The sequence below is a fragment of the Halomicrobium sp. IBSBa genome, from assembly GCF_017612575.1.
In the GTDB taxonomy this organism is placed as follows: Archaea; Halobacteriota; Halobacteria; order Halobacteriales; family Haloarculaceae; genus Halomicrobium.
Genome location: NZ_JADPQC010000001.1, coordinates 1180146 through 1206283, shown reverse-complemented (window position 1 = coordinate 1206283; position 26138 = coordinate 1180146). Strand labels below are relative to the sequence as shown.

Sequence of the window (26138 nt, the reverse complement as noted above, 5' to 3'; positions counted from 1 at the left end):
GCGCTGTCAGTCGTCGTAGGGCCAGTCACCGACGATCCGCATCCCCTCCGCGAGGTCCTGCTCTTCGAGCGCCTCGGCGATGGCTGCGGGCGGTCTGGGGTCGACCGCCCGTTCGTCGTCGGCCAGCTCGACCGCCAGTTCAGTCAGGAGGACTGCCTGCTCGCGTAGCGTCCGTGGTTCGAGTTTGTCCAGTGTGTCCGCGTGCGTGTGACCCCAGCCACGGCCCTCGCCGTCGGTCTCGCTCATGACGTGGATGCCGGGGACGCCCCACTGGACGAACGGCCAGTGGTCGCTGTGGGGGCTCATCGTCGGGGTGGTCGTTATCGGGTGTTCCAGCCGATCGGCGACGGCGTCGGCGGCTTCGCTCAGGCCGTCGAAGCCGTGCGTGAAACACTGGAGCGTCCGGCCGCGGACGACGCCGTCGAGGTTCAGGACCGCCGCGACGGTCTCGAACTCCCGCCGGTGGGCCAGGTGGCTCGATCCCACGAGTCCGACCTCCTCGGCACCGAAGGCGACGAACTCCACGCGCGTGTCCAGTTCGTCCTCGCGAGCGGCGAGTGCCTTCGCGACCTCGACGAGCGTCGCCGTCCCCGCGCCGTTGTCCATCGCTCCCTCCGCGATGTCGTGGGCGTCGACGTGGCTGGTCACGAGCACCGCCTCGTCGGTGTCGGGCCCGAGTTCGGCGTGGACGTTCTGGCTCGTCGCGGGCCGTGTCTCACAGTCGACGGTCACGGTCACCTCGTCGCCCTCGTGGCGGCGAGCCAGCCGTGCACCGGTCTCGCTGGCGACACCGACGGCGGGGATCTCGCCGAGTGGCTCCTCGGGCGTGCCGACGCTGCCGGTCGGCGGCAGCATCCCCTCGACGTGGTTGACGTAGACGAACGCCGCCGCGCCCGCCTCGACGGCGTGGTAGTACTTCTCTCGGCGGTGGATGTAGCGGTCGTACCAGTCGGGCACGTCCGAGCGCGCGATCACCACCGCGTCCTCGCAGTCTACCTCGTCGAACTCCTCGGGCAGGCCGTGGCCGGCGTCGACCAGGCGACCGGTCACCGTCCCGGCCGGCGAGCGCGGGAGTGCGATCACCGCTCGGTCGTCGCTGGCGACGGTCTCGTCGCCGACCGTGATCGCACTCGTCTCGCGCTCCCAGCCCTGGATGTCGAACGCGGACAGCCCGGCGTCGCGGGCGTACGCCGCGAGGGCGTCCCGCGTCGCCTCGGCGGCCGCCCGTTCCCCCTCGCTGCCGGCCATCCGGGTGCCCGTATCGACCAGTTCGGTGAGGTGTGTCCAGCCCGCGTCGCTCGTGAACGTCTCGCCGATCCACTCGGTCATGTCCGTCTCTGGGTTCGGCATCGGTTTGAATCACGGGGTCCGATCCGTCGCGCGGAAAGACCGGCTTTCTCACCTCGCGGTGCCGGAAAGCGTCCGTTTCGCCCCGTACTGGGCGTATAACTTACTCGTCGGCTTCGAACTCGGAGACGTGATGTCCGACCACGACAGACGACAGTTCCTCCGTCTCGCGCTCGCCGGGACGGGGCTCACGCTCGCGGGCACTGCGACGGGACAGCGCGGCCGCGCGACCCACAGAGACGAGCGGCCGAGCGGTCGCCGAGCCGCCGACGGCCTCGTCACCGTGACCGGCGACGACGACTTCGATGCGACCGTCGATCGCATCTCGTCGGCGATCGAGGACAACGAGAACCTGACACTCGTCGCCACCGTCGATCACGCCGCAAACGCCGCCTCGGCCGGCCTGGAGCTCCCGCCGACGACGCTGCTGGTGTTCGGGAACCCACAGCTCGGGACACCGCTGATGCAGTCTGCCCGGAGCGTGGCGATCGATCTCCCACAGAAGCTCCTGGTCACGGCGGTCGAGGGAACTGTCACCGTCACCTACAACGATCCGGCGTGGCTCGCACAACGCCACGGGATCTACGACCGGGCCGGGACGCTGGAGACGATCGGCTCGGCGCTGGCCGGCCTGGCCAGCGGCGAGTGACACGCTGGAACCCTCTCTGGTGCTGTGCCGCGGGAAGACGAACCGCCTTCGGTCAGCTATTCGTTCGACGTGTCACTCCTCACAGAATAGTGGGCGGCGGGGGATTCGAACCGGAGCCAGACGTGCTCACTTCGTTGCGCGCGACTGGCAGGGTCCGAACCCCCTTCGATCTGCTATTCGTTCGTCGTGTCCACTCCTCACAGAATAGCGGGCGGCGGGGGATTCGAACCCCCGACCATCTGGTCCGGAACCAGGCGTTCTGTCCACTGAACTAGCCGCCCTCGCAAAACCGTTGTCTCGAATCGGTTTGAATCGATCGGTCGCGGAGAACAGCTCCGGCTCGGTCAGGGCTGCTCGCCGGTCTCGATGGTGAACTCGTCGGTCGGGTAGGCGACGCAGGTCAGGCAGTAGCCCTCTTCCATGTCGTCGTCGAACAGCGACTCGTTTTGGCTGTGGCGGATGTAGTCGCTAGCGGCACCGTCGGTGATCTGACCGGCACAAGAGACACACTGGCCCTGTCGGCAGGCGTAGGGCATGTCCCAGCCTTCGTCTTCGCCGGCATCGAGGATGGTCTCGTTGTTCGCGACCTCGATCGTCTCGCCTTCCTTGGCGAACTCGACCTCGTAGTACTCGACCTCGTCGTCGGCGATCTCGTCGGGGTCGAATCCGTCGTCTGCCTCCTCTTGGCCCTCTTCGAGCTCTGCGCCCTCTTCGCCCGCCGGGATCGCCGCCGCGCTGCCGCCACCGCCGATCGAGCGGTTGTACGGCTCGGGGAACTCCGTCTCCGGCACCGTCGCCGCTCGTTTCTCGATCACGTTCTGGGAGATATCCTCGTTCGGTTCCCAGCCCGTGCCCGAGCTGTAGTGGACCGCGACGACGACGATGGTGAGCACGGCCCCAGCGGCGACACTCACTGGTTCTACCATGCGCGAGGCTTTGGAGCACGGGCTTATTTAGCTGTTGTTTTGGCTGAGGGCGAGGCTCCCGTATCCGCGACAGCCGAACACGGGGTTTGCGGGATTCGTACCACACCGTAGTGGCACGTCGATGGGTTCGTGATCGTAGCCAGCAGTACAGCGGGCGACGATGGCGTGCATCTGTGGCAGCGGCGTCGCCAGTGTGGCGCGCCTATCCCGCACGCGTCGCGGTACACTATCCGTGACGAACGCTTCGGGCCCCTCCAGTGATGGCTTCCCGTAGACCGACGGAGACCAACTGTTCAACTCCAGTGAGTTCCGCTATCATCAGTTGAGTTTCAAATATTAAATATTAAAAATGTAAGTAAATATAAACACAAATATATAATTAGGTGTCACATCTGGGAAAACGCAATGCAGGATAGAAGGAATTTCATTCGCATGGCAGCAGGATCGGTCGCGGCTCTGAGTACCGTCGGAACTGTTAGCGCCGCCCGACGCACACACGGACTCTCCAAACAGAAGGTCAATAAGGCGTTTCACCGGGGCATAATCCAGGACGGTGCTGCCGGTGCCCGGGCAAACCTGGAAGACCTCGGTATCGAGGATCCAACTGTCAAGTCGCACAACGACTTCAGCGTACAGACCGATCCAGAGACGCTCGCAGAGGAGACCGACGATGCAGGCCGCGTCAGTCCTGAATACAAATACGGAGATCCAGAAAACACGGATTCAAAACTGTACGTCAGTCAGCACAATGTCGACGGGAGTGACGACAAAGTAAGGGTTTCTGTCGGCATGGCTCTCCGTGACCAAAAGCTAACAGCGGGGCATGCCTTCTGGTGTGATGACGCAATCGGTGTTGGATACAACAATTCCGATTGGGCGCCTGTAGGAAACCCCGTCGTCAGGGCAAGCAAGGATCACAGCGCACGGTTTACATCAGATGACGTCGGAGATGATGCTCTCGCCGGTACTGTGAACATTAAGGACCACTACGAGGTCGACGGACAACAAACCTCACTCCCATCAGCTACAGCGACCCTTAGCGGCGTGTTCCGCCTGCGAGATGGCAAAGTACCGTCGACTCTCTGGGGATCCTACAATCACACCCTGTCTATCAGTCCTTCGGGGGCGATTAGCGACATCAGTGGTGGAAAGGGAGGAATTTCCGTCGGACTGAACACCGAGGCCAGGAAGGCCTGGAGTATCGCAGACTCGGTCGACCCCAGAAACGAACTACCGGGGTACTGAGTCGAATTGTTCATAACTGTTGGGGTCGAATGAAACGTCAATGACGGAATCTGACGCGTCACTACAGGCTCACCTTCGAGCAATCCGGACTGCCATGGCTGGGATCGGTCTCGCGATCCTGACGATGGGAATAATAGGTGAGAGTGGCCTCGATTTCCCCCTGCTGATCGTCACCGTCCTCGTCATCGCATACTCGTTCCTGCCGACGATCCTCGACAACGGAGACGCATAGCGCTCAGTGGGGTCGCGGAACGGGGGCCTCCTAGCCCCCGATACCACAAGCACACGAGAGAGGGAGCACTACTCCTCCGAGCAGAGTCTCGACAATTTTGCGTGACTCACGCCCCCGTGACGGTCAGCTACTGTCGAGAGCCGGCTGAAACTCTGTGGCAAGAGAGCAAAATTAAAATAGGATATTCAGAGACGAAGTGTATGGGAGTACGCGAGTCCTGGAACGAACTCGGAACCGGTGGGAAGATACTGGTCGGGCTGGCCGTCGGCGTCGTCCTCTTGGCCGTGTTGCTCGTGGTGTTGGTCGTCCTCGCGGCGGTGCTGGCCTCGTTCGTCCTCGGGGTGGGATCCGAGACAGCACCGGAGACTCCGACAGCCTCGTTCGACTTCGACTACGACCAGTCTGCCGGGCAGGTGCAGATCCAGCACGCCGCTGGGGAATCGATTCCGGCGAGTGAGATCGCGATCATCGTCGACGGACAACGTGTCTTCTGGGCCGACGGTGGTGGTGCCGTCAGCGGCGACGACGGACGAGTAATTGCCGGGGACTCGATCACCGTAGACGTACAGCCAGGCGACGACGTTCAGGTCGTCTACGAGGGGCCGGACACGTCTTCGACGCTCGCCGCCCACGAGATTCACGAGGTAACGGTCACGGCCTCGTAGCCCACCGCCTCTCGGTACACGACCGCACTGTCTCCGGCTTCACTCCTCGCGGCGGGGCACGTCGTGACGACCGAACCCGTAGCGGAGCCGGTTGGCTAGCCGTCGGGCGAACCGACCGGGGTCGTCGCCGTCGGTCGATCGCGACGAGAACCGCTCGGCCAGCGCCTGGTAGATCAGCGGCGTCGGCACCTCCTGTTCGAGGGCCTCCTGGACGGTCCAGGTGCCCGTCGAGCCGCCCTCGACGCGGTCGGCCACGTCTCCGAGGTCGGTACCTTCCTCGCGGAACGCCTCCTCACACAGCTCCAGCAGCCACGAGCGGATGACTGCGCCGTTGTTCCACGTGCGTGCGACCGATTCGAGATCGAGGTCGAAGCGCCCCTCCGCGAGCAGCTCGAACCCTTCGCCGTAGGCCTGCATGAGGGCGTACTCGACGCCGTTGTGGACCATCTTCACGTAGTGGCCGCTGCCGGTCGGACCCATGCGGTCGTGGCCCGCGGGTCCGGTCGCGACCGCGTCGAAGACGGGCACCAGTGCCTCGTAGGCCCACTCCGGGCCGCCGACCATCAGCGAGAACCCCTCTTCGGCGCTCGCGGGGCCGCCGGAGGTGCCACAGTCGACGTAGGCGGCGTCGGTGCGCTCGGCGCGCCGGAGCGTGTCGTGGAAGTTCGAGTTGCCGCCGTCGACGATCACGTCGTCGGCGTCGACCAGTCCGTCGAGTTCGTCCAGCGCGGCGTCGATCGGGTCGCCGGCCGGGATCATCAGCCAGATGCGTTTCTCCGCGCCGAGTTGCTCGACCACGTCCGGGATCGAGTCGGCCGGCGTCGCACCCGCCTCGGCGGCGTCGGCGACGGCCTCCTCGGAGATGTCGAACGCGACCACGTCGTGGCCGGCCGCGAGTGTCCTGTCGACGACGATCCGTCCCATCCGCCCGAGTCCGATAACGCCGAGTTCCATACCGGTAGCTCTCGGGGGCTGTGTGGTATGGATTGTGGTTTTCGATTCCTCGAACTCGCCGGCAGACGGCTCACCGAGACCGGCGGCTGTCGTCGTGTCACGCTCGTCGCCACCCGGAATGGCGACAGTCGCCCAGACTGACGGTCGACAGCGTGAGAACGGCGTGTTTATTCCTCGTCGCGCATCTCGTCGAGGCGGCCGATCAGCTCGTCCTGGTCGGCGTCGGACTCGAAGCTGACGTCGCCGTCGTGGTCGTTGTTGTGGACGTTGACGGCCTCGTCCTCGTCGATGTCGTTGTCCTGATCCTTCTGTTCGGACTCGTCGTAGCTACCAAATCCCATGTCTAGACCCACACCAGTCAGCTACAAAAGCACCGTGGCTTGCCCGCGGTACGGTAGAGCGTCACGCTCGCGCCCCTCACCGTCGGCACTCGGTCCGACTATCCCAGCGCGATGTCGAGGTACAGCATCACGACGACGCCGGCCATCGTCCCCAGCGTCGCGACGCGTTCGTACCCTCGCGTGTGCGTCTCGGGGACGATCTCGTCGCTGATGACGAACAGCATCGCCCCCGCGGCAAAGCCCATCGCGTAGGGCAGCAGCGGTGCGACGACGCTGACCGCGACCGCTCCGAGCACCGCCAGCGGGATCTCGACCACGCCCGACCGGATCCCGGCGAAGACGGCGTAGGCGCGACGATCCAGCCCGGCGTTGATCGCAGCCACGGAGACGGCCAGCCCCTCCGGCACGTTCTGGATCCCGATCGCGATCATCAGCGGGATCGCCTCTTCGACGTTGCCCGAGCCAAAGCCCACGCCGACGGCCAGTCCCTCTGGCATGTTGTGCAGCGTGATCGCCAGCACGAACAGGACGACCGCGCCGAGTCGCTCGTCGACGCCCGGCAGTCGATCACCGGGGTCCGCGGCGTCGCTCCGCCGGCTGCCGGTCAGGAGGTAGTGAGCGTGGGGTACGAACCGGTCTGCCTGATCGAGAAAGAGGGCACCGAGGACGACGCCGGCCAGCGTGGGGAGCGGGTCCCCGCCGGAGTACTGCTCGATGCCGGGGATGATGAGGCTCGTGAACGCCGCCGCCAGCATGACGCCCGCGGCAAAGCCAAGCGCGCCGTCCAAGGCCCGCTCCGACGGATCGCGCCACACGAGCACGAGCGACGCTCCCAGGAGATTCATCGTGGCGATGACGATCCCGCCGACCAGTCCCTGGACCACCGGATCGGTCCCCACGACTCGGACGAACAGCTCCGGTATCGTCTGTAGCATACCCCACCCACTGTCGGTGGGGCCTAACTGTTGTCGGATCCGTGGCGGAACGCTTTTGCTCGCTCTCGGCGCAGGCCGACCCAATGGACCGCAGGGCTCGCGGAGTCGCGCTCGTCGGCCTCGGCGTGCTGGTGATCGTCGGCACACTCGCCGTCGGTGCCGTGACCGCGCCCGACCGGAGCGTGACCGACGGCGACGGGCGACAGACCCTCGTCGGCTCGCAGGGCGGTGGCACCGGCTGGCACGACTACGGGAGCGTCTACCTGGTCGACAGCGACGCGACTGCCTGGCGCGAGGACAGCGCCGACAGCTACTTCGACGTGACCATGCTCCCGAACGGGTCGGTGATGGCCGGGTTCATGCACTCCGGCTACGAGGCCGGCTGTGGCCCCTACGAGACGCCCTGTACGAAGACCGGCTTTCGGATCGTCGATCCCGACGCCGACGGCGGCCCGCGCGTCGTCTCGGAGCACGCCTTCCCGGTCCGTAGCGAGGGCAACAGCGAGGTCCACGACGTGGAACGGCTCTCCTCGGGCGAGTACCTCATGACCGACATGGACGCCGAGCGCCTCGTGGCCGTCCGTGGCGGCGAGGTGACCTGGGAGTGGCGAGCCAGCGAGCTGTACACCGCCCCCGAGGACCCGACCCGTCGCGACTGGCTCCACATCAACGACGTGGACGTGATCAACGAGAGCCACTACCTCGTCTCGGTGCGCAACGCCAACCAGCTCGTCGTCGTCGAGCGCGGCGCTGGTGCCGTCGAGGTGATCAACGCCGACCGCGGCGGCAGCGACGACAGCTGTCTCGTCCGGGGCGAACAGCTCGTTCCCGACGCCGAGGGCGACGTGCGGTGTGGCGATCCGGACGTGTTGAACCACCAGCACAACCCCCAGTGGCTCGGCGACGGGGCGGTGCTGGTCGCCGACAGCGACAACGACCGCGTCGTCGAACTCCACCGGACCGAGAGCGGCGAGTGGGAGCCCGCCTGGACCCTGGAGCGAGCGGGTGACATCCAGCTTGACTGGCCCCGAGACGCCGACCGACTGGCCAACGGGAACACGCTGGTGACGGACACGCTCAACACTCGCATCTTCGAGATCGACCGGAACGGCACCGTCGTCTGGAGCACGAAGACGCCCCGCATCCCCTACGAGGCCGAACGGCTGCCCGAGGGCGAGCGCGTCGGCGGGCAGCGCTACTCCGCCGGAGAGAGTGTGGGAGAGACGGGCGGCGAGACCCCGACGGCGACGCCGGAAACGCCGGGGGGCGACGTGCCCGTCCTCTCGCTGGGGATGACGGTGTTGCGCGCGGCCGTCCCGTCGACGCCCTTCTGGTTCGGCGAGGCCCACCTCGGGTTCTCGCTGGTCGGGCTCGTACTGGTCGTCGGCGGCGGGATCGACCGCTGGCGCGCGCCGTGACGCTGTCAGGGGTCCGACGCCTTACAGCGGTTCGCCCCGGCCGAGCACCTTCCGCATCTCCATCGCGGCCGCGAAGTCCGTCCGCGAGACGACGCGGGTCCCGTCCGGCGTCGAGACGAACGCCTCGCTGGCCCGTGCCTGATCGAGTGCCACGAGCGCGTCGAAGGCCGGCATCGAGCCGTCGAAGGTCGGCAGGTCCGTCGCCATCAGGTCGGCGACGGTCGTCGTCTCTCGTTCCTCGGGCGCGACCGCCCGGAAGTCGTCGCCGCTGATGATCCCGACCACGTTCCCGTCTTCGACGACCGCGAACTCGGTGCGGCGGTCGGCGAACATGCGAGTCACCAGCTCCGAGACCGTGGCGTCGGCCTCGATGGTGGCGTCGGGCGCGGCCGCCATGTCGGTGACAGTCAGCCCCTCCAGCAGGTCACCCAGTGCGACGGTTCGAGACTCGCTGCTCGCGGCTCCGTAGATGAACAGCGCCAGCAACACGAGCATCGGATTGAACCCGCCGAGCAGGCCCGCCGCTCCGAAGAGGATCGCGAACAGCTTCCCGACGGTCGCGGCCGTCCTGGTGGCCCCGGCGTAGCTTCGGTTCCTGGCCAGCAGTGCCCGCAGGACCCGACCGCCGTCCATCGGGAACGCCGGGACCATGTTGAACACCGCGAGCACGACGTTGGTCACCGCGAGCCAGCCGACCACGAAGACGACCACGGGCTGGGAGGCCGGGATCACGAACAGCGCGCCGTAACAGGCAAGTCCGGTGAGGATGCTGGTGGCCGGTCCCGCGACGGCGATCCAGAACTCCTTGTTCCACTCGCGGGGGATCGCACTGAGGCTGGCGAGACCGCCCAGGATCCACAGCGTGATCGATTCGACTTCCAAGTCGTAGCGCAGCGCGGCCCAGGCGTGGCCCAGTTCGTGCAAGGCGACGCTGACGAACAGGCCGACGGCGGCGGCCGAGCCGATGATCCAGGGGATCGCGCCGTCGACGGTGAGCGCGTCGGTGTCGAGTGGCGCACCCGTCAGCCCCTCGATGAGGCCGGCGTACAGTTCGATCTGCTGGCCGCTGCCCAGCAGCCACGCGAACAGCGGCAACACGACGAGCAACGAGATGTGGATCTTGATCGGAATCCCCCACACCTGCGCGACTTTGAACGAGCGCATACCACTAGCTGTTTCCCAGCAGTGATACGTGTCGGGGTCGCGACAACGGGTCTGGCCGCTCCGCTCGTCGCGCGATCAGACGCCCGCGACGCCGAGCGCGCCGATGCCGCCCGGCAGCAACGGGCTGACGAGGGTCAACACGAGGACCGACGCGAGCCACGCGATCAGCGCGATGCCGGCCGCGTCGATCCACCCGCCGGGGTAGCGCCAGTTGATGATGCCCAGGTAGACGAAGAAGCCGAGCACCGTCGCCAGGAGCCCGCCCAGCAGCGGGATCCAGCCGACCAGCAGCGAGACGACGCCCACGCCGAGTGCGGCAAACAGCGCCGTCCACACCGCCTGCTCGAAGTCGCCGTCGCCGGTCATCACTCTCGCACCGACGTAGATGCCCAGCCCGCCGATCAGCAGGCTGACGAGGAACGTTACCACCGATCCGACGAGGCCGGAAAGTACCATGTGCGAAGGTCCTCGCCCACGACATACATACCTTCGGGCCGGTGGGTGCGCGGTGTCTGATCCGTCCGCGGTGCTTCCGCCTTGCTCCCGCCGGCAGCTACGCGATCACCAGCAACAGGAAGAACAGCGAGACGATCGAGGCGACCGTCGTCGCGAAGACGTTGACGGAGGCAAACGCGGAGTCACCGCCGAGCTCGGTGGCGTAGACGTACGTGGAGACGGCGGTGGGTGAGCCGAACATGACGAGCGCGGCGTTGCGCGTCAGCGCGTCGGCTCCGAACCCGGAGAACACGAGCCACGCGACCAGTGGCATCACCAGCACCTTCAGCCCGACCACCGTTGCGGTCCGGGTCAGCGGAATCTCGTGGCCTCGCGGGTCGAGCGAGCCCCCGACCGCGAGCAGCGCGACCGGGAGCGCGAGCGTCGACAGCCAGTCGAGCCCGGTCCCCGCGGCCGTCGGGAGGTCCAGCCGCAGCGTCGCGAAGGCGAGGCCGACGCCGAGTGTCAGCAAGATCGGGTTCGTCACGAGATTCCGGAGTTCGCCCAGGAAGTCGGCCTCGGTCTCGTTGATCCGGACGAGGACGAGGATCGTCAGCGGGATCTGGATCAGTGCCCCCAGTCCGAGGATGATGCTCGCGGTCGCCGCGGCGGTCGAGCCCAGCGTCGCCGCCACGACGGGCACGCCGAAGTACCCGAAGTTGCCGTGGTACGACTGGATCACGGCCACGCTGCGAACGTCGTCGTCGCCACCGCGGTTGCTCACCAGCGAGAGGGCGACCAGCGTCCCGATGACGACGACCAGTCCAGCCACGAGCGCGACCGAGAGCAGCTCGCCCAGTCGCTTGTCGTAGGTCGAAGTGAAGACGAGCGCGGGCAACAGGACGTAGAAGGCGACTTGTCCGAGTCGCTCGTTGCGAACGTCGGTGAGCACGCCGAGACGGCGAGCGCCGAAGCCGGCGGCCACCAGCGCCAGCATGTAGGCGAACCGCCCCAGCAAATCGAGGTCGACGCTGGCCCCGAGTGCCCACAGCGAGTCCATATCGAGCCCCAGCCGATTGCCACGTTTGACTCTTTATCTTCGGCCGCCGCCGTCGCTCCTCTCGGGGACAAACGAAAGTGGTGACTCTCCCGAGGGCGACGCCACCCACATGGACTACGGCGTCTACCTCGTCACGCAGGCCAGCCACTCCGCAGAGCGGTCGACCCCCGAGATCGTCGCGGCGGCGATCGACGGCGGCGTCGATGTCGTCCAGCTCCGAGAGAAGGACCTCGCTGCGCGCGAGCGCCTCGCGGTCGGCCGTCGAGTTCGCGAACAGACTCGCGCGGCCGGCGTCCCGCTGATCGTCAACGACCGGATCGATCTGGCCCGGGCGATCGACGCCGACGGCGTCCACCTCGGCGACGACGACCTCCCGCTCTCGGTGGCTCGGGAGATGCTGGGCGAGGACGCCGTGCTCGGGCGCTCGGTCTCGTTCGTCGAGGACGCCGTCGCCGCCGAGGCCGCCGGTGCGGACTACCTGGGCGTCGGCGCGGTGTACGCGACGGGGAGCAAGGGCGACATCGACGACGACGAGCACGCCATCGGCCCCGAGCGGATCGCGGCCATCGCGGACGCCGTCTCGATCCCGGTCGTCGGCATCGGCGGCATCACGCCCGACAACGCCGCTCCGGTGGTCGTGGCGGGTGCCGACGGCGTCGCGGTCATCACGGCGATCACCGCCGCCGACGACCCCGCGGCGGCGACCCGACGGCTGGCCGAGACCGTCGACGACGCGCGGGAGTGACGCCTCACTTCGTGACGCGACTCGCCAGCGATGGGGTTCGCGACGGACGGTCACAATGGGGCGACGGCATCGTTCCGACGCCATTTTACCCCCTGACTGGATAGTCAGTCGAACATGTCTACCGACGATCAGACGCCGTTCGATCGCTACCGGACGCGGATCGACCGGCCGCTGATGCGGTTGTTCGCAGACTACGGCACGTCGCGGACGCGCTGGCTCGTGCTCGGGCTGGTCGCGAACCTGCTGGCCCAGATGGCCTCGCTGTTGCCGCCGGTCGTCCTCGGGACCGCCATCGACGCGCTGTTCCGCGAGGAGACCAGCGAGTACTCGCTGTTGTTCCTGCCACAGGCCTGGATCCCCCCCGGAGAGGTCGCGCAGTTCTGGCTCTCGGTGGCGCTGATCGCCGGCTCCTTCCTCGCGACGGCCCTTTTCACCTGGATCTACGGCGTCTCGGCGAACTTCTTCGCCCACGGCGTGATGCACTCCGTCCGCTCCGATAGCTTCGAGAAGATGCTCCGACTCGACGCCGCCTTCTTCGACGACAAGCAGACCGGCGAGGTGATGTCGATTCTGAGCAACGACTCCCAGAACCTCGAACTGTTCCTCGACAACGCCCTGATGAACGGCGTGCGCCTGATCGTGATGGTGCTGGGCATCGCCGCGATCCTCTTCGCGCTCAACTGGCAACTCGCGCTGGTGACCCTCGTGGCGATCCCGCTGATCGGCGGCTTCACGGTCTGGTTCATGCGGGTGATCGAACCCCGCTACGAGGCACGCCAGTCCGCGATGGCCGACTTCAACACCCGCATCGAGAACGGGATCACTGGCGTGATCCTCGCGAAGGTGACCGGCAGCGAGGACTACGAGGTCGACCGCGTGCGTGACGCCTCCCACGGCGTCTTCGAGACGACGATGTCGGTGCTGAAGCTCTCCTACTTCTACCGACCGGGGATGGAACTGCTCGCTGGCTTCTCCTTCGCCGCGACTTTCCTCGTCGGCGGCTACTGGATCATCTTCGACGCGCCGGGGCCGCTCACCGGCGAGTTGAGCGTCGGGGTCTTCGTCACCTTCGTGTTCATGACCCAGCGGTTCGTCGCGCCGCTGGCCGAAGTGTCAAACATCGTCGACCAGATCCAGAACGCGAAGGTCTCTGCGGCCCGCGTGTTCGGCCTGGCCGACATCCCGGTGCGGATCACCGACCGCGAGGACGCAACGCGTCTCGGCGACCCCGAGGGTCGGGTCACCTACGAGGACGTGTGCTTCTCCTATCCGGAGTTGTTGACCGACGACCACGGCCCCGCCGTCCCCGAGGACGAGACCGAGACCGACGGCGGGTTCGCGGCCCTCGACGGTGACGAGGCAGACGAGGACTACGTGATCGAGCACGTCTCCTTCGAGGCCGACCCCGGTGAGACTGTCGCCTTCGTCGGCTCGACCGGCGCTGGCAAGTCGACGCTCTGTCGGCTGCTCTTGCGGCTGTACGACGTGGACGAGGGCCGCGTCACGGTCGACGGCACGGACATCAGGGACCTCGAACTCGCGAGCCTGCGCCAGCACGTCGGCTACGTCTCGCAGGACGCGTTCCTCTTCGACGGCACCATCGGCGAGAACATCCGCTACGGCCGCTTCGACGAGCCCGACGAGGCGGTCCGCGAGGCCGCCAAAGCCGCCGAGGCCCACGAGTTCATCCAGCGCCTCCCCGACGGCTACGACACTCGCGTGGGCGAACGCGGCGTGAAACTCTCGGGCGGCCAGCGCCAGCGCATCGCCATCGCTCGCGTCGTTCTACAGGACCCCGAGATCCTCATCCTCGACGAGGCCACCAGCGACGTGGACACCGACACCGAACAGCGCATCCAGGAGAGCCTCGACGCGCTGACCGAAGACCGAACCACCTTCGTCGTCGCCCACCGCCTCTCGACGGTGATCGGTGCCGACACGATCCTGGTGCTGGAAGACGGCGCGGTCGTCGAACGCGGCGACCACGACACGCTCCGCCAGCAGGGCGGGCGCTACGCGGAGCTGTGGGGCGCACAGACTGGCTCGGAGTAGTCTCGGTGCCGACGCCTCGCGCGGTCGGCGCGGATTTTGACTGTCAGACTGGATATACAGATATACGTTCGACCGCTGTAAGCCGCCCCTGTGATCGAATCTGTGAGTGCGTTCTTGATCGGCGGACTCTGGGCAGTGACACTGGCTGGATACGACGTTCTGCGGGACGGCATTCCGGATATCTCTCCCATGAAACGGCTCCCCTTCTCTGCCCGGCCCGTCGCCGACAGCATCATCGTTGGTGGTGGGTCTGGGGCAACCCTGTGGCTGGTCCACTGGCATTTGTCGGCAGTTGAGTTCGGTGCCGCTGGCTACCCTCTATTCGCGGGTTTCTTATTCTTCAGGTTACACTGGCCGCTGTCGGAGAGTGAGGACGAACCGAGTTCGTCCGGTCAGTGAGTTTGCATCACACACTCACTCGACAGTCCGCACGCTCCTCGGCGTGGGCGCGTCCGGTAAATCTGCGAGAGAAGCGTTACTGAATGTGGCCTTCGTCGCGCAGCTGGTCGGCGTCCTGGCTGGTGTAGCGCCACTCGATGTTGGCTTTCTCGTCCTGCCAGTCCCACGGTTCCACGAGGACCACGTCGTCCGTCTCGATCCACGTTCGGAACTTCATTCGGCCGGGGATCCGCCCCATGCGCTCCTTGCCGTCTTCGCACTGCACGCGTACGTGATTGCCGCCGTTGTGCTCTGTCACTACGGCGAACAGCTCGTCGTCGTTGGGCATTCGAAGGTTTCGACGCCCGGAATTCTCGCTCACAACATAAAGACGAGCCCGAGACGGATAACTATTCGGCGAGACGAGGTAGCGTGTCACACGGACTGTGTGCGGTCGCTCTTCACTCGCCGTTTGGTACCACCTTTCTGTGTGGCGACCCGCTAGAGCGAGTGATGACTGACTGGACAGCACGCGACATGCCGTCGTTGGACGACCGAACGGTCGTCGTCACGGGCGCGAACAGCGGGATCGGCTACGAGGCCACGAAGGCCTTCGCCCGGCGGGGCGCGACCGTCGTCATGGCCTGTCGGTCGACCGAGCGCGGCGAGCGCGCGGCACGCGAGATCGACCGCAGCGTCGCCAACGCCGACCTCGACGTGATGGCGTGTGACCTCGCCGACCTCGACGCCGTCGCCGACTTCGCCGAAGCGTTTACGTCTGCATACGACGAGCTACACGTGCTCTGTAACAACGCGGGCGTGATGGCGCTGCCCCGCGGCGAGACCGCCGACGGCTTCGAACGGCAACTCGGGATCAACCACCTGGGTCACTTCGCGCTGACCGGTCACCTGCTGGATACGCTCGCCGCGACCGACGGCGCGCGCGTCGTCACCCAGTCCAGCGGTGCCCACCAGAACGGCGAGATCGACTTCGAGGACCTCCAGGGCGAGCGATCGTACGGCCGGTGGTCGGCCTACTCACAGAGCAAGCTCGCGAACGTCCTCTTTGGCTACGAGCTCGACCGACGGGCCGACGAGGCGGGGATCGACGTGACGAGCGTGGTCTGTCACCCCGGCTACGCCGACAGCGACCTCCAGCGACGGGCCGGCGAGGCGGGGGCGGGGGCCGTCGGCGCGGCGCTGATGCAGGCCGTCAACGCCCTCGTCGCTCAGTCGGCGGCCCAGGGCGCGCTCCCGATGCTGTACGCGGCGACCCACGACGAGGTCTCCGGCGGCGAGTACGTCGGCCCCGGTGGACTGCTGCACATGCGCGGTGCGCCCGCGGTGCAGGATTCGAGTGCCCGTTCGTACAACACGGCGACCGCGAGCAAACTCTGGCACGTCTCCGAGGACCTGACCGGCGTCGAGTACGACTTCGAGGTGGCGGTGACGACTGCCTGAATGGGCGACGATAGTCTCAGAACTCGCCGCTGACGATAGCCGCGACGCGCTGGCGGTCGAACAGCTGTTCGTCGACGCCGTAGACCTGCCGGGCCGCTCGCTCGGTGAGGACGAGGTTCGTGATCGGCCCCTGGTACAGCGGGCCGCCGCGGTACACGTCACCGTTCTCGACTGCGGTGAGCTGGCTGGCGACCTCGTGGTTCTCCATGTGGGCGACGACGGTGTCCTCGAAGGCCTCGCGGCTCTTTCCTTCCTGCCCCCGGAACATGATGTTCTCGGGATCGATCTTCAACAGCGTCTCGAAGTCGATTCGGCCACGGCTCTCGTGGAAGTCCTGTACGTCTGTCTCGGCCAGCGCGTCCCGGACGCCGAGATCGCGCCACTGCTTGAAGCTCGTACCCTGGCTGATGAGGTAGGGAGAGAACTTCTCGGGCTCGTCGCTGCCGGCCCACATGATCGCGACTTCGGGACGCTCGCCTTCCGGCGGAACGATGTCGTCCAGCGAGGACTGGAACTCCTCGTGCAGGGCGTCGAAGGCCTCGAAGCGGTCCCGTTGCTGGAACACCGCCGCGAGCTTCTCGAAGGCCTCGTACAGGTCGTAGTACTGGTAGTCCTCGTGCCAGCTGTACCCGCCGGAGAAGATGCTGTTGCCGAAGAAGGGCGCGACCGTCTCGGCGACCTCGTCGACGTCGCTTTGCTCCCAGCCCTTGAAGCGGTTCTGCAGGAAGTTCGGGTCGATGACGTGTACGTCGCCCTCCAGCGCGTAGAACCGCTCTTTGCTGACGCCGTCCTGATACAGCGCGGTCATCTCGTCGGTGTCGACGCTGACGCCGGGAATGTCGTCGTAGTAGTGGGTGTGATAGCGGCCGGGCAGCCAGACGCCTTCGGGTGGCTGCTGGCCCAGTGCGATCCCCATGTCGGCCCAGCTGCCGTTGTTGGCGACCCAGGTCTCGGGGACCGCGTCGAACTCGACGGTCCCGATCGGCTCCATGGAGACCGAGTAGCCCGTGTCGGCGGCCGTCTCCGTGGGCGTGTCGGTCGCCTCGGAGCCCGCGTCTGTGGTGTCGACTGGCGTGTTCGTCTCGGTCGACGTGCTATCGCTCGTGTCTCCACCGCCGGTCGTTTCGGCACAGCCAGCGAGCGCGGCCGCGCCCAGTGTCGCTCCGGTTTTCAGTACGGTTCGCCGCGTCCGCGATCGGCGTGATTCGTCCGTCATCAAATTTTAGGCTTACCTAAAAATACTAAAGGGTTCCGAACCTAACTGGTGTCGTGCTGCCGGAGATAGAACCGTTCAGCAGTGTAGACCCGATTTCTGGAATTTTTCTGGTCTACTATCAGAAAACAATCATTCCGAGAGAGCCCGCTGGGGGAGGATCTGCAGCTCCGGTTCGTGCTGGATGCGGGCCTCGACGCCGAACACGTCGGCGAGGAGCTGCTCGGTGACGACCTCGCGGGGCGGCCCCCAGTCGTACAGCTGGCCGTCTCGCATCGCGACGAGGTTGTCGGCGAAGCGGGCGGCCTGCGCGATGTCGTGGAGGACGACGGCGACGGTCACGTCCTCTCGCTCGTTGAGCTGTCGGACCGTCTCCAGCACCCGAAACTGGTGGTGCAGGTCGAGGAACGTCGTCGGCTCGTCGAGCAAGAGCACGTCGGTCTGCTGGGCCAGCACCATCGCGATCCAGGCCAGCTGTTTCTGGCCGCCCGAGAGCTGCCCCAGCTCGGTGTCTCGCAGGTGTTCGACGCCCGCCTGCTCCAGGGCTTGCTCGACGGCCTGGCGGTCCTCCGGGCCGACGGCGTCGAAAAAGCCTCGGTGAGGGTAGCGACCGTGGTAGGCCAGGTCTTCGACGGTGATCGAATCGGGCGACTCGTTCTCTTGGGAGAGCACGCCCAGTTCCCGCGCCAGCTGGGACTGCTGGAACGTCTGGATGTCCTCGCCGTGGAGTCGGACCGTCCCGGCCTCGGGTTCGAGGTGGTTGGCCAGCGCCTTCAGCAGCGTCGACTTCCCGCTCCCGTTGGGGCCGACCAGTGCCGTCACCTCGCCTTCCGGCACGTCGAGGCGGGCACAGTCGACGACGGCTTCCTCGCTGGTCGGATAGCGCAAGTCGAGGTCCTCGGCGACGATCGCACTCTCGATCGGCACCCCGTCGGCGTCGGTAGCCCACTCCCGGACCGTCCCGGGCTGGTCGTCCAGTTCCGCCATCAGATCTCACCCATCTGTTGCTGTTTGCGCATCAGGTACAGGAAGTACGGGCCACCGATCAGTCCCGTCACCACGCCGACCGGGACCTGTACTGGACTCAGTGCGAGGCGTGCGCCCACGTCGGCGACGACCATCAGCGCGGGTCCGGCGAACAGGCAACCGATCATCAGCCGGCGGTAGTCGCCCCCGACGACGTTGCGCACGATGTGGGGGACGATCAGCCCGACGAAGCCGACGATGCCGGCGACGGCGATGGCCGTACTGGCCGCGAGAATCGCGACGCCGGACAGCAGGAAGCGCACCCGCTCGACTCGCATGCCGAGCGACTGAGCGGTGCGTTCGCCGAGCAGGAGGACGTTGAGCTGTCGCGCGCCGGCCAGCGCGAGCACGATCGCGAACGTCGCCGGAACGATCGACAGCCGCACCTGCTCCCAGTCGGTGCCGGTCAGCGAGCCGGTCGTCCAGGCGATCGCCGACTGGACGACCCCGAGGTCGTCCGCGAAGAAGAACAGGCCGGTCTGGAGCGACTGGAAGACGGTGCCGACGATGACGCCGGCAAGCACCAGCCGGACCGGACTGGTCCCGCCCTTCCAGGCGATCGCGTAGACGAGCGCGAACGCGACGGTCCCGCCGGCCGCCGCGATCAGCGGCAGGAACGGCGCGAGGCCGCTGAACACGACCAGCGTCAGCAGGACGGCCAGCCCCGCGCCGGAGCTGACGCCTAGGATGTAGGGGCTGGCGAGTTCGTTGCGGGTCACCGCCTGGAAGATGGCACCCGAGACGCCGAGCGTCGCGCCGGTGACGACGGCGACGAGCACTCGCGGGAGGCGAATGTTCCAGACGATCAGCGATTCGTTTGTCATCTCGGGCAACGCTCCGCCCAGCAGGAGGGCGTTCCAGACGGCGGGGTCGAAGACGATCGAGGGGTCGAACACGGAGCGCCAGGCCGTCGCGATCGTCATCGAGTACGAGCCGAAGCTCACCTGTAGCAGTCCCGCGAACAGTGTGACCGCCGCGCTGGCGAGACAGAAGGCCGCGAGACGGCCGGTGAGCCAACTGCGCTGGTGGCCCGCCTCGGTGGGCGTGTCGGTTGGGTGGGTCCCGGCCATGTATATTTTAGGTGTCCCTAACATCACTTGTATCAGTTCCGGTTTATTCGGCGGGCCTAAAAATCGCAAGGCATTTATCGTTTTAGGCAAGCCGAAAAGCAATGGCAGACGATCACTCCTCGACACGCCGACGGTTCGTCGCGAGTTCGATCGCCGCCGGGACGGCTCTGGCGGGCTGTACGGGCAGCGACGCGACGGAGCCAGACGGCAGCGACGGATCGACCCCCGACGACACGGCCCAGCCTCGGACTCGGACGGAGACGACGACCGACGCCGGTCACACCGCGACGCTGTCGCCGGCCGGTACGGTGTCGTTCGACGCCGTTCCCGAGACGGTGTTTACCGTCTACCCCCAGTACCTCGATATGGCCGTCGCGCTGGGCCACGGCGACGCGGTCCAGAGCGTCTACGTCCCCGAGATGTCCGGGACGACGATGAACCACTACTACCACCACCTCGACGGCGTCTCGCTCGACTGGGAGCGGCTGTCGGACCCGCTCGCCGACGGCTTCTCGAAAGAACGGCTGTACACCCACGACGCCGATGTCCACCTGACCGATCCGGCGTGGGTCACGACACAGGACAACTGGGACACAGACGACGTCGAGGAGGTCGCGACCCAGCTGGGTCCGTGGTTCGGGAACTTCTACAGCGGGACCCACGGCCAGCCGCCCGAAGGGTACGACGACTACCAGTACTACGACCTCTGGGAGCTGTTCGGCGCGGTCGCCGACGTGTTTCGAGAGCGCGAACGCTACGAGGCGCTGGCCGCCGTCCACGCCGATCTCGTCGAGCGAATCCAGTCGCAGCTCCCGCCCGTCGAGGACCGGCCGACCGCGGTGCGTGCGACCCTCTCGGGTGACGGCGAGACCTTCTGGACGTACCACCTCAACGAACCCGGCTACTGGCTGGCCGACACGCGCCCGCTCGGTGCGAACGACGCTTTCGCCGATCAGGACTGGGGCGGCCTCTGGGGGACGGTCGACTACGAGACGATGCTGGAAGCCGATCCGGACGTGTTCCTCCACCTCTGGGGGATGACGCCCGACTACAGCATCACCGACACGCGCACGCGACTCGAAGACAGCGCCTCCGGCAGCCAGCTCTCGGCGGTCGAGAACGATCGCGTCTACCCGGCGGGGATGCGCTACCAGGGGCCGATCATGAATCTCTTCCAGCTGGAGATGGGTGCCAAACAGCTCTATCCCGAGATCTTCGGCGAGTGGCCGGCCTACACCGACGGCGACCACTACCCGGAGATCCCCGAGGGCGAACGGCTCTTCGACCGCCAGCGAGTCGCCGAGATCGTCACGCGCTGACGTATCGACCGAGACGTTCCACAGCCGACCGAACGATTCGACGCTGCTATACTCACGCCGAACACGACCCAGACACATGCCCGAACGCTACGACGTACTGATCGCCGGCGGCGGCGTCGCTGGCCTGTCGGCCGGCGTCTTCACCGCCCGCGCCGACTTCGAGACGCTCGTGCTCGACGCTGGCGGCTCGATCCTCCGGCGCAACGCCCACTTGGAGAACGTCCCCGGTTTCCCGGCCGGGATCGACGCCCGCCAGTTCCTCGATCTGCTGGGCGAACAGGCCCAGCGGGCGGGAGCCCAGCGGCGGCTGGCGACCGTCGAGACCGTCACCCACTCGTCGGACGGCTTCACCGTCGAGACCGACGCCGGAGAGCGGTACACGAGCGACTACGTGATCGCGGCGACGAAAAACGAGACGAGCTACCTGAGCGAGATCGACGGCGTCGGTCTGATCGACCGGGGCAAGACCTTCGTCGACACGGACGAGCACGGACGCACCGGCGTCGAGGGCCTCTACGCGGCCGGTCGGCTGGCCGAGAAACCCCACCAGGCCGTCGTCTGTGCCGGCCACGGGGCCGAGGTGGCCGTGACGCTGCTGACCGACGACGACGCGCCGTTCTACCACGACTGGGTCGTCCCCGAAGGCTACTTCACCGACCGCGGTCGCGACCTGCCGCCGGGGTGTGAGGAGATCGACGCCGACGAACGCCATCGGCGGGAAGAACGGGCTCGGGCGCGACTGCGCGAGACGCTCGCCGACCCCCACCCGGAGCCACCGGAGACGCACCCGACCCTCACCGAGTGACGCCGTCGTCGCTACTTTCGGTCTCTCTCCTCGGCTCGCCTGCGCCAGCGGCGCTGTAACCGTCGCTCGCTGACGTGTCGTTCGCCGTCGGCGAGGTCCGCCCGAATCGCCGCTTCGAGCGTCGCTACGTCGTCGACGAACCCCGTCCGGGCCGCGTCGACGAGCTCGTAGGTCCACCGGTCGTCGACGAGTCCCGCCGGGAGGATGTCCTCTCGCAACGCCTCGGCGTACGCCTCGTGACCCGCCTCAGCGAGCAACTCGCGGGCGGCCTCGAAGTGGTCCATCCCGTGGCCGATGCTGTGGTGACAGGCCAACAGCGACCCGTACCCTCGGTAGACGTGTTCGACACCCAACTGCAGCCGGTGCAAGGCCGCCCGTTCGGTGTCTGTCAGCTCGGAGCGGTCGACACTGTGTGACATATGTTACCGTACGTACTCCGGTGCCGAAACCGTTCCGCCCGTCGAGGACCCGATCTCGCCGCGTGGTGGGCGTCACACGAACGCCAGACGGTCGTCTGACGAGGCTATTTATCCGCGGGGTTCGTCGCTCCCACCCGATGGACGAGGCGTACCTGGATCTGGAAGCCGTGGAGCTCGAACTGGACGAGGAGCTGCTCGACGCGATCGACGAGAAGGCCTTCGCCGAGCACCGCGACAACCGCGAGGCGGCGATCCGCGACCTCCTGGACGAGTGGCTCAAAGAGCGCGACGGGGAGTGACGCCGCCGGACGCGTCGCCCGGTTTAGGCGGTGCGAAAAAATATAAAAATTTTGAAAAGTTTGAAGTGGGTCGGGGACGAACCACTGAGTATGAGTCAGAAACAGTCGACCCTGAAGCAGGCCGGTACCGTCGAAGCCAGCGAAGCACTCCGACTCGAACAGGAGAAAGTCGAGCAGATCGTCGACGCGCTCAACGCCGACCTCGCGAACGTCTACGTGCTGTACCACCAGCTCCGAAAGCACCACTGGAACGTCGAGGGTGCCGAGTTCCGCGATCTCCACCTGTTCCTCGGCGAGGCCGCAGAAGAGGCCGAGGAGGCCGCCGACGAACTCGCAGAGCGCGTCCAGGCGCTTGGCGGTGTCCCGCACGCGAGCGCCGCGACGCTCGAATCCGAGGCGACCGTCGAGCCCGAGGACGAGGACGTGTACGACATCCGCACCTCGCTGGCCAACGACGTGGACGTGTACGGCGAGATCATCGAGGCCGCCCGGAGCCACATCGAGCTCACCGAGGGCCTCGGCGACCACGCCAGCGCACAGATGCTCCGCGAGCAGCTGGTCGAGCTGGAGGACGCGGTCCACCACATCGAACACTACCTCGAAGACGACACGCTCGTCACCGAGAGCGCGATGCAGTAAGCGTTCGGCGACCGACACCCCACACTTTTAGGCGCGGCTAAACAAACGTCGAACAGCGACGGGATTCTCGCCTCTCGGCGGCCGCGATCACCCGAAGCTTTAATTTTAGGTGTACCTAAAATACGGGTATGGCAACGACGACTGCGCCCGACGACAGCGCGGGCGAGCCGGCGACAGATCGCCCGTCGATCGACGTGTGCGAGACCTGCCCCGGGACGCGCACCTTCATCGAGTCGGACAACACGGAGGGGTGGATCGCGACGGACCTCGTCGTCGACGTGCGCCGCTGAGCCCGATGGAGCGCGTCGCTCAGTACCTGGTCGTCGTCTACGATCGAGAACGGACCGACGGATCGCCGGTCGAGCCGGGCAGCGTGGCACGGGCGATGGGTCGCTCTCCGTCGGCGACCACGGAGATGCTCCAGCGCCTCGCAGACGACGGACTCGTCGACTACGAACCGTACGAGGGCGTCACGCTGACCGATCGCGGGCGCGAGCGGGCGACCGAGCTGTACGACACCTACCGGACGCTGTCGGCGTTCTTCGAGGAGGTGCTCGAACTGGACGCTCCGGAACGAGAGGCCCGCGAGGTCGTCGACACGGTCAGTCCCATCGTCGCCGACCGACTCGACGACCTCCTGCTGGACGGCGACGAGAGCGTCCCGGCCCAGTGACACGGCGGCGAGTGCTGCCGCAATTACCGTTTGTCAGCCCGACGCAGACGGTGCGAGCGACGGTCTCGCCTCGCCAATCAGTCCTCGCCGGTGAACTCGACTGCTGCCTCCAGTTCGATCTCGATGCCGTCGCCTTCGAGGGTCGCCTCGTACTCGGTCGCGTCCTCGATCTCGGCTTCGAGTTCGGCCGTGTCCAGTTCTACCTCGACTTCCACGTCGACGGCGACGTCTTCGGAGTCCATACGTAGTCACTCGACCCGACGACACTACATCGTTACGGCGCTCCCGCCGATCGGCAATCTTTTAGGCCCGCCGAATCGAGTGTGGGCGATGAGTGACCGGTTCCGCGTGACGGTCGAACACGACGACGAGACCGAGACGGCGCTGTTCTCGGACGGCGAGTGCGCGCTCTCGGCCGGCGACGCGACCGTCCGGTTCGACCTCGGTGAGAGCGCGTCCGACGACGACGGCCCGGTGGCCGGAGACGACCCCAGGCGGATCGTCGATCTCGACGCGGTCCCGACGGACTCGACCATTCGGTTCGAGGCCCGCGGCCCGTCCCACGGCGTCGACTGCATCTTGCGCCGGATCGACGACGCGGTCGTCGCCTGGCGCAACTCCTGTCCCCACCGACCGGAGGTCCCGCTCGATCCGGGGACCGGCGCGATCGTCCGCGGCGACGATCTCGTCTGTCACAAACACGGTGCGCAGTTCTCCGGCGGCGAGGGGACGTGTACGCACGGTCCCTGTGCCGGCGACGCGCTCGACGCGGTCGCCGTCGCGGTCGACGACGACGCGGTTTACCTGACCGACGATCGGTTCGAGTCGGCCCGCGTGCTCGGTCAGTAACGCTCTTCGACCGACGAGCCGAGCACCTTCGCGGCCGTCAGGACGGGGTCCCAGACGGGCGAGAACGGCGGCGCGTAGGCCAGATCGGACCGCTCCAGTTCTCCCACGGTCGCGTCCTGTTCCAGCGCCATCGCGACGATGTCGATCCGGATCGCCGCGCGGTCGGTGCCGACGATGGTCCCGCCCAGCAGACGGCCGCTGTCCCGGTCGGCGACCAGCGTCACCGTCGTCTCGGCTCTGCCGGGGTAGTAGCCCGACCGCGAGCCGGCGGTGATCGTCTCGCTGACCGGATCGAAGCCGGCGTCGCTGGCCGCCTCGCGATCGACGAGACCGGTCCGGCCACACTCCTGCTCGAAGGCCTTGACGACGGCGGTCCCCGCGATGTCGCCCACCGGCGTCGGGTCGCCTGCGACGGTCGCGCCGATCGCTCGCCCGGCCCGGTTCGCAGTCAGGCCCAGCGGCACCCAGTCGGACTCGCCGGTGACCGCGTGGCGCATCGTCGCACAGTCGCCCGCCGAGTAGACGCCGCCGACGTTCGTCCGGCCGTAGTCGTCGACCGCGACGGCGTCGGCGACGCCGGTCTCGATCGGCGTGTCGGCGAGGAGATCCGTGTTGGGCCGGATCCCGATGCCAACGAGCGCCAGATCGACCGCCAGCGACGCGCCGCCTGCACAGACGAGGTGCTCGACTCGGCCGTCGTCGCCGTCGAGGCGCTGGACCTCCTCGCCGAGGTGGAGCGTGACGCCCTCGGCGGCGAGTTCCGCCTCGACGACCTCGGCGACCGCTTCCCCGAAGGGCGCGAGGACGTGCTCGCCACGCTGGAAGAGGTGAACGTCCAGCCCGTGGGCGCTGAACGCCTCCGCCATCTCGATGCCGACGTAGCCCCCGCCGACGATCGCCACGGTCTCGGGGGGCTCGAATGCGGCGTAGCGCTCGACCAGTTCCCGGTCGACGAACTCCTCGCCGCCCACGTCGGCGACGGCGTCGACCGCCGGATCGAGCAGGTGCGCGCGGACGGCCGCGGCCGAGTCCAGCCCGTGCATCGTGTGGACGCCGTCGCGACCGCTCCCCTCGATCGGCGTCGTGACCGCACGCGCGCCGGTCCCGATCAGGAGGTCGCCGTAGGGCTGTTCGAGACGGTCGCCCGCGCTCGTCTCGACGGTGAGGACGCGTTCGTCGCTGTCGATCGCCACGACCTCGTGCCCTCGTCGGAGGTCGATCCCGCGCTCCCGGATCTCCGCGGGCGACAGCGACAGCAGCTCGTCCAGCCGTTCGACCTCGCCTTTCACGAAGTAGGGCATCCCGCAGTGCGAATAGGACACCCACGACCCCTTCTCGAAGACGATCACGTCCCGCTCTGGCTGCTCGCGCTTGCACTTGCTGGCGGCGCTCAGGCCGGCTGCGTCGCCACCGATCGCGACGAACGGATCTGGCATGGTTCGGGGTTCGACGGCCACCACCTTAGCAACGGGGTGCGGTCGAGCAACTCCTGTGGACTCACCGATCGGATCGGGGCGGCGTGTAGACGTTGACCGTCCGCAGCGGCTCGTCGCCGCCGTTTTCGATCGCGTGGGCCTCGCCGGCCTCGATCAGGAGCAGGTCGCCGGCCTCGATCCGATTGTCCGCGCCGTCGACGGTCGCGACACCCGTGCCCGCGACGACGTAGCACCACTGGTCGCTGTCGGCGTGGACGTTCTCCGGGCCACCGACGGCTCGGCCCGGCTCGACGGTCATCTCGGCGGCCTGGGCCTCCTCGGTCTCCATCGCGATCGAGAAGTACTGCTCGAAGTCGAGGTGGGCCTGTCGCATGTCCGCCCGT

At 67.0% G+C, this 26138-nt stretch carries 31 protein-coding genes and 1 tRNA gene; 15 read left to right on the top strand and 17 right to left on the bottom strand.

Annotated elements, in window-relative coordinates; translation table 11 throughout:
- Nucleotides 1-6 precede the first annotated feature (6 nt).
- Nucleotides 7-1329 (bottom strand): M28 family peptidase, encoded by a 1323-nt coding sequence (locus IL252_RS06165; RefSeq protein ID WP_208627383.1) that lies wholly within the window; start codon nucleotides 1327-1329, stop codon nucleotides 7-9.
- A gap of 151 nt (nucleotides 1330-1480) precedes the next feature.
- Between IL252_RS06165 and IL252_RS06160 the strand changes: the two genes are divergently transcribed.
- Nucleotides 1481-1996, top strand: coding sequence for a DUF302 domain-containing protein (locus tag IL252_RS06160; protein ID WP_208627278.1), 516 nt, complete (start codon nucleotides 1481-1483; stop codon nucleotides 1994-1996).
- A gap of 208 nt (nucleotides 1997-2204) precedes the next feature.
- Here the strand turns inward: IL252_RS06160 and IL252_RS06155 are convergent.
- Nucleotides 2205-2277 (bottom strand) — tRNA-Arg (locus IL252_RS06155).
- 63 nt (nucleotides 2278-2340) lie between these two features.
- Nucleotides 2341-2922, bottom strand: a complete 582-nt coding sequence (locus IL252_RS06150) for a 2Fe-2S iron-sulfur cluster-binding protein (protein ID WP_208627277.1) — start codon at nucleotides 2920-2922, stop codon at nucleotides 2341-2343.
- 432 nt (nucleotides 2923-3354) lie between these two features.
- Between IL252_RS06150 and IL252_RS06145 the strand changes: the two genes are divergently transcribed.
- The 3 genes from IL252_RS06145 (at nucleotide 3355) to IL252_RS06135 (ending at nucleotide 5064) form a co-directional block, all read left to right on the top strand.
- Complete coding sequence (locus IL252_RS06145) at nucleotides 3355-4167, top strand: hypothetical protein (RefSeq protein WP_208627276.1); 813 nt, start codon at nucleotides 3355-3357, stop codon at nucleotides 4165-4167.
- Between the two features lie 94 nt (nucleotides 4168-4261).
- Complete coding sequence (locus tag IL252_RS06140) at nucleotides 4262-4399, top strand: hypothetical protein (protein WP_208627275.1); 138 nt, start codon at nucleotides 4262-4264, stop codon at nucleotides 4397-4399.
- A 200-nt stretch (nucleotides 4400-4599) separates the two neighbouring features.
- Nucleotides 4600-5064, top strand: a complete 465-nt coding sequence (locus tag IL252_RS06135; protein ID WP_208627274.1) for a type IV pilin N-terminal domain-containing protein — start codon at nucleotides 4600-4602, stop codon at nucleotides 5062-5064.
- Between the two features lie 39 nt (nucleotides 5065-5103).
- On the opposite strand, the gene IL252_RS06130 is transcribed toward IL252_RS06135, so the two are convergent.
- From IL252_RS06130 to IL252_RS06120, 3 genes are all read right to left on the bottom strand, one after another.
- Nucleotides 5104-6018, bottom strand: a complete 915-nt coding sequence (locus tag IL252_RS06130) for a decarboxylating 6-phosphogluconate dehydrogenase (RefSeq protein WP_208627273.1) — start codon at nucleotides 6016-6018, stop codon at nucleotides 5104-5106.
- A gap of 167 nt (nucleotides 6019-6185) precedes the next feature.
- Entirely contained in the window at nucleotides 6186-6359 is a 174-nt protein-coding gene (locus IL252_RS06125) for a DUF5786 family protein (protein WP_012807936.1), read from the bottom strand.
- Between the two features lie 98 nt (nucleotides 6360-6457).
- On the bottom strand, nucleotides 6458-7294 hold the full coding sequence (locus IL252_RS06120) for a ZIP family metal transporter (RefSeq protein WP_208627272.1): 837 nt from the start codon (nucleotides 7292-7294) through the stop codon (nucleotides 6458-6460).
- Nucleotides 7295-7377: 83 nt separating this feature from the next.
- Between IL252_RS06120 and IL252_RS06115 the strand changes: the two genes are divergently transcribed.
- Nucleotides 7378-8712: an aryl-sulfate sulfotransferase gene (locus IL252_RS06115; protein ID WP_208627271.1), complete on the top strand. Its 1335-nt coding sequence runs from the start codon at nucleotides 7378-7380 to the stop codon at nucleotides 8710-8712.
- Between the two features lie 21 nt (nucleotides 8713-8733).
- Here IL252_RS06115 and IL252_RS06110 read toward each other — a convergent pair whose 3' ends face one another.
- From IL252_RS06110 to IL252_RS06100, 3 genes are all read right to left on the bottom strand, one after another.
- Complete coding sequence (locus IL252_RS06110) at nucleotides 8734-9876, bottom strand: site-2 protease family protein (protein ID WP_208627270.1); 1143 nt, start codon at nucleotides 9874-9876, stop codon at nucleotides 8734-8736.
- Nucleotides 9877-9951: 75 nt separating this feature from the next.
- The gene (locus IL252_RS06105) at nucleotides 9952-10332 is read right to left on the bottom strand and encodes a hypothetical protein (RefSeq protein WP_208627269.1); all 381 of its coding nucleotides are present in this window, start codon (nucleotides 10330-10332) and stop codon (nucleotides 9952-9954) included.
- Nucleotides 10333-10429: 97 nt separating this feature from the next.
- Entirely contained in the window at nucleotides 10430-11371 is a 942-nt protein-coding gene (locus tag IL252_RS06100) for an AEC family transporter (protein WP_170092667.1), read from the bottom strand.
- A 109-nt stretch (nucleotides 11372-11480) separates the two neighbouring features.
- Between IL252_RS06100 and thiE the strand changes: the two genes are divergently transcribed.
- Together thiE and IL252_RS06090 are read left to right on the top strand one after the other, a co-directional pair.
- Complete coding sequence (thiE, locus tag IL252_RS06095) at nucleotides 11481-12116, top strand: thiamine phosphate synthase (protein WP_208627268.1); 636 nt, start codon at nucleotides 11481-11483, stop codon at nucleotides 12114-12116.
- Between the two features lie 114 nt (nucleotides 12117-12230).
- On the top strand, nucleotides 12231-14168 hold the full coding sequence (locus IL252_RS06090; RefSeq protein ID WP_208627267.1) for an ABC transporter ATP-binding protein: 1938 nt from the start codon (nucleotides 12231-12233) through the stop codon (nucleotides 14166-14168).
- A gap of 475 nt (nucleotides 14169-14643) precedes the next feature.
- Here IL252_RS06090 and IL252_RS06085 read toward each other — a convergent pair whose 3' ends face one another.
- Nucleotides 14644-14928, bottom strand: a complete 285-nt coding sequence (locus tag IL252_RS06085) for a translation initiation factor eIF-1A (protein WP_153554531.1) — start codon at nucleotides 14926-14928, stop codon at nucleotides 14644-14646.
- Nucleotides 14929-15059: 131 nt separating this feature from the next.
- On the opposite strand from IL252_RS06085, the gene IL252_RS06080 reads away from it, so the two are divergent.
- Nucleotides 15060-16007, top strand: a complete 948-nt coding sequence (locus IL252_RS06080; protein ID WP_208627266.1) for an oxidoreductase — start codon at nucleotides 15060-15062, stop codon at nucleotides 16005-16007.
- Between the two features lie 16 nt (nucleotides 16008-16023).
- Here IL252_RS06080 and IL252_RS06075 read toward each other — a convergent pair whose 3' ends face one another.
- From IL252_RS06075 to IL252_RS06065, 3 genes are all read right to left on the bottom strand, one after another.
- Nucleotides 16024-17223, bottom strand: a complete 1200-nt coding sequence (locus tag IL252_RS06075; RefSeq protein ID WP_208627265.1) for an ABC transporter substrate-binding protein — start codon at nucleotides 17221-17223, stop codon at nucleotides 16024-16026.
- Between the two features lie 129 nt (nucleotides 17224-17352).
- The gene (locus tag IL252_RS06070) at nucleotides 17353-18207 is read right to left on the bottom strand and encodes an ABC transporter ATP-binding protein (protein ID WP_208627264.1); all 855 of its coding nucleotides are present in this window, start codon (nucleotides 18205-18207) and stop codon (nucleotides 17353-17355) included.
- Nucleotides 18207-19316, bottom strand: a complete 1110-nt coding sequence (locus IL252_RS06065) for an iron ABC transporter permease (RefSeq protein ID WP_153554527.1) — start codon at nucleotides 19314-19316, stop codon at nucleotides 18207-18209. Before IL252_RS06065 ends, IL252_RS06070 begins: the two co-directional genes overlap by 1 nt.
- A 101-nt stretch (nucleotides 19317-19417) precedes the next feature.
- Between IL252_RS06065 and IL252_RS06060 the strand changes: the two genes are divergently transcribed.
- Entirely contained in the window at nucleotides 19418-20635 is a 1218-nt protein-coding gene (locus tag IL252_RS06060; RefSeq protein ID WP_208627263.1) for an ABC transporter substrate-binding protein, read from the top strand.
- 76 nt (nucleotides 20636-20711) lie between these two features.
- A complete protein-coding gene (locus IL252_RS06055) occupies nucleotides 20712-21440 on the top strand; it encodes an NAD(P)/FAD-dependent oxidoreductase (RefSeq protein ID WP_208627262.1) in 729 nt (242 codons plus the stop codon).
- An 11-nt stretch (nucleotides 21441-21451) separates the two neighbouring features.
- Here the strand turns inward: IL252_RS06055 and IL252_RS06050 are convergent, their stop codons facing one another.
- Entirely contained in the window at nucleotides 21452-21859 is a 408-nt protein-coding gene (locus IL252_RS06050; protein WP_208627261.1) for a hypothetical protein, read from the bottom strand.
- 137 nt (nucleotides 21860-21996) lie between these two features.
- Here IL252_RS06050 and IL252_RS06045 point away from each other — a divergent pair, with 137 nt between their 5' ends.
- The 4 genes from IL252_RS06045 (at nucleotide 21997) to IL252_RS06030 (ending at nucleotide 23470) form a co-directional block, all read left to right on the top strand.
- Complete coding sequence (locus tag IL252_RS06045) at nucleotides 21997-22158, top strand: ribbon-helix-helix protein, CopG family (protein ID WP_170092657.1); 162 nt, start codon at nucleotides 21997-21999, stop codon at nucleotides 22156-22158.
- A gap of 90 nt (nucleotides 22159-22248) precedes the next feature.
- On the top strand, nucleotides 22249-22797 hold the full coding sequence (gene dpsA, locus IL252_RS06040) for a DNA starvation/stationary phase protection protein DpsA (RefSeq protein ID WP_208627260.1): 549 nt from the start codon (nucleotides 22249-22251) through the stop codon (nucleotides 22795-22797).
- A gap of 128 nt (nucleotides 22798-22925) precedes the next feature.
- Nucleotides 22926-23087 carry a hypothetical protein gene (locus IL252_RS06035; RefSeq protein ID WP_170092655.1) on the top strand — a complete coding sequence of 54 codons (162 nt, stop codon included), beginning with the start codon at nucleotides 22926-22928 and terminating at the stop codon, nucleotides 23085-23087.
- A 5-nt stretch (nucleotides 23088-23092) separates the two neighbouring features.
- On the top strand, nucleotides 23093-23470 hold the full coding sequence (locus tag IL252_RS06030; RefSeq protein ID WP_153554522.1) for a metal-dependent transcriptional regulator: 378 nt from the start codon (nucleotides 23093-23095) through the stop codon (nucleotides 23468-23470).
- Nucleotides 23471-23547: 77 nt separating this feature from the next.
- Here the strand turns inward: IL252_RS06030 and IL252_RS06025 are convergent, their stop codons facing one another.
- Nucleotides 23548-23712 carry a hypothetical protein gene (locus IL252_RS06025; protein ID WP_170092654.1) on the bottom strand — a complete coding sequence of 55 codons (165 nt, stop codon included), beginning with the start codon at nucleotides 23710-23712 and terminating at the stop codon, nucleotides 23548-23550.
- A gap of 88 nt (nucleotides 23713-23800) precedes the next feature.
- Here IL252_RS06025 and IL252_RS06020 point away from each other — a divergent pair, with 88 nt between their 5' ends.
- A complete protein-coding gene (locus IL252_RS06020; RefSeq protein ID WP_208627259.1) occupies nucleotides 23801-24319 on the top strand; it encodes a Rieske 2Fe-2S domain-containing protein in 519 nt (172 codons plus the stop codon).
- Here the strand turns inward: IL252_RS06020 and IL252_RS06015 are convergent.
- Together IL252_RS06015 and IL252_RS06010 are read right to left on the bottom strand one after the other, a co-directional pair.
- Complete coding sequence (locus IL252_RS06015) at nucleotides 24313-25755, bottom strand: FAD-dependent oxidoreductase (RefSeq protein ID WP_208627258.1); 1443 nt, start codon at nucleotides 25753-25755, stop codon at nucleotides 24313-24315. The two genes, IL252_RS06020 and IL252_RS06015, sit on opposite strands and share 7 nt — an antisense overlap.
- 61 nt (nucleotides 25756-25816) lie before the next feature.
- Nucleotides 25817-26128 (bottom strand): cupin domain-containing protein, encoded by a 312-nt coding sequence (locus IL252_RS06010; protein ID WP_208627257.1) that lies wholly within the window; start codon nucleotides 26126-26128, stop codon nucleotides 25817-25819.
- Between the last annotated feature and the right edge of the window lie 10 nt (nucleotides 26129-26138).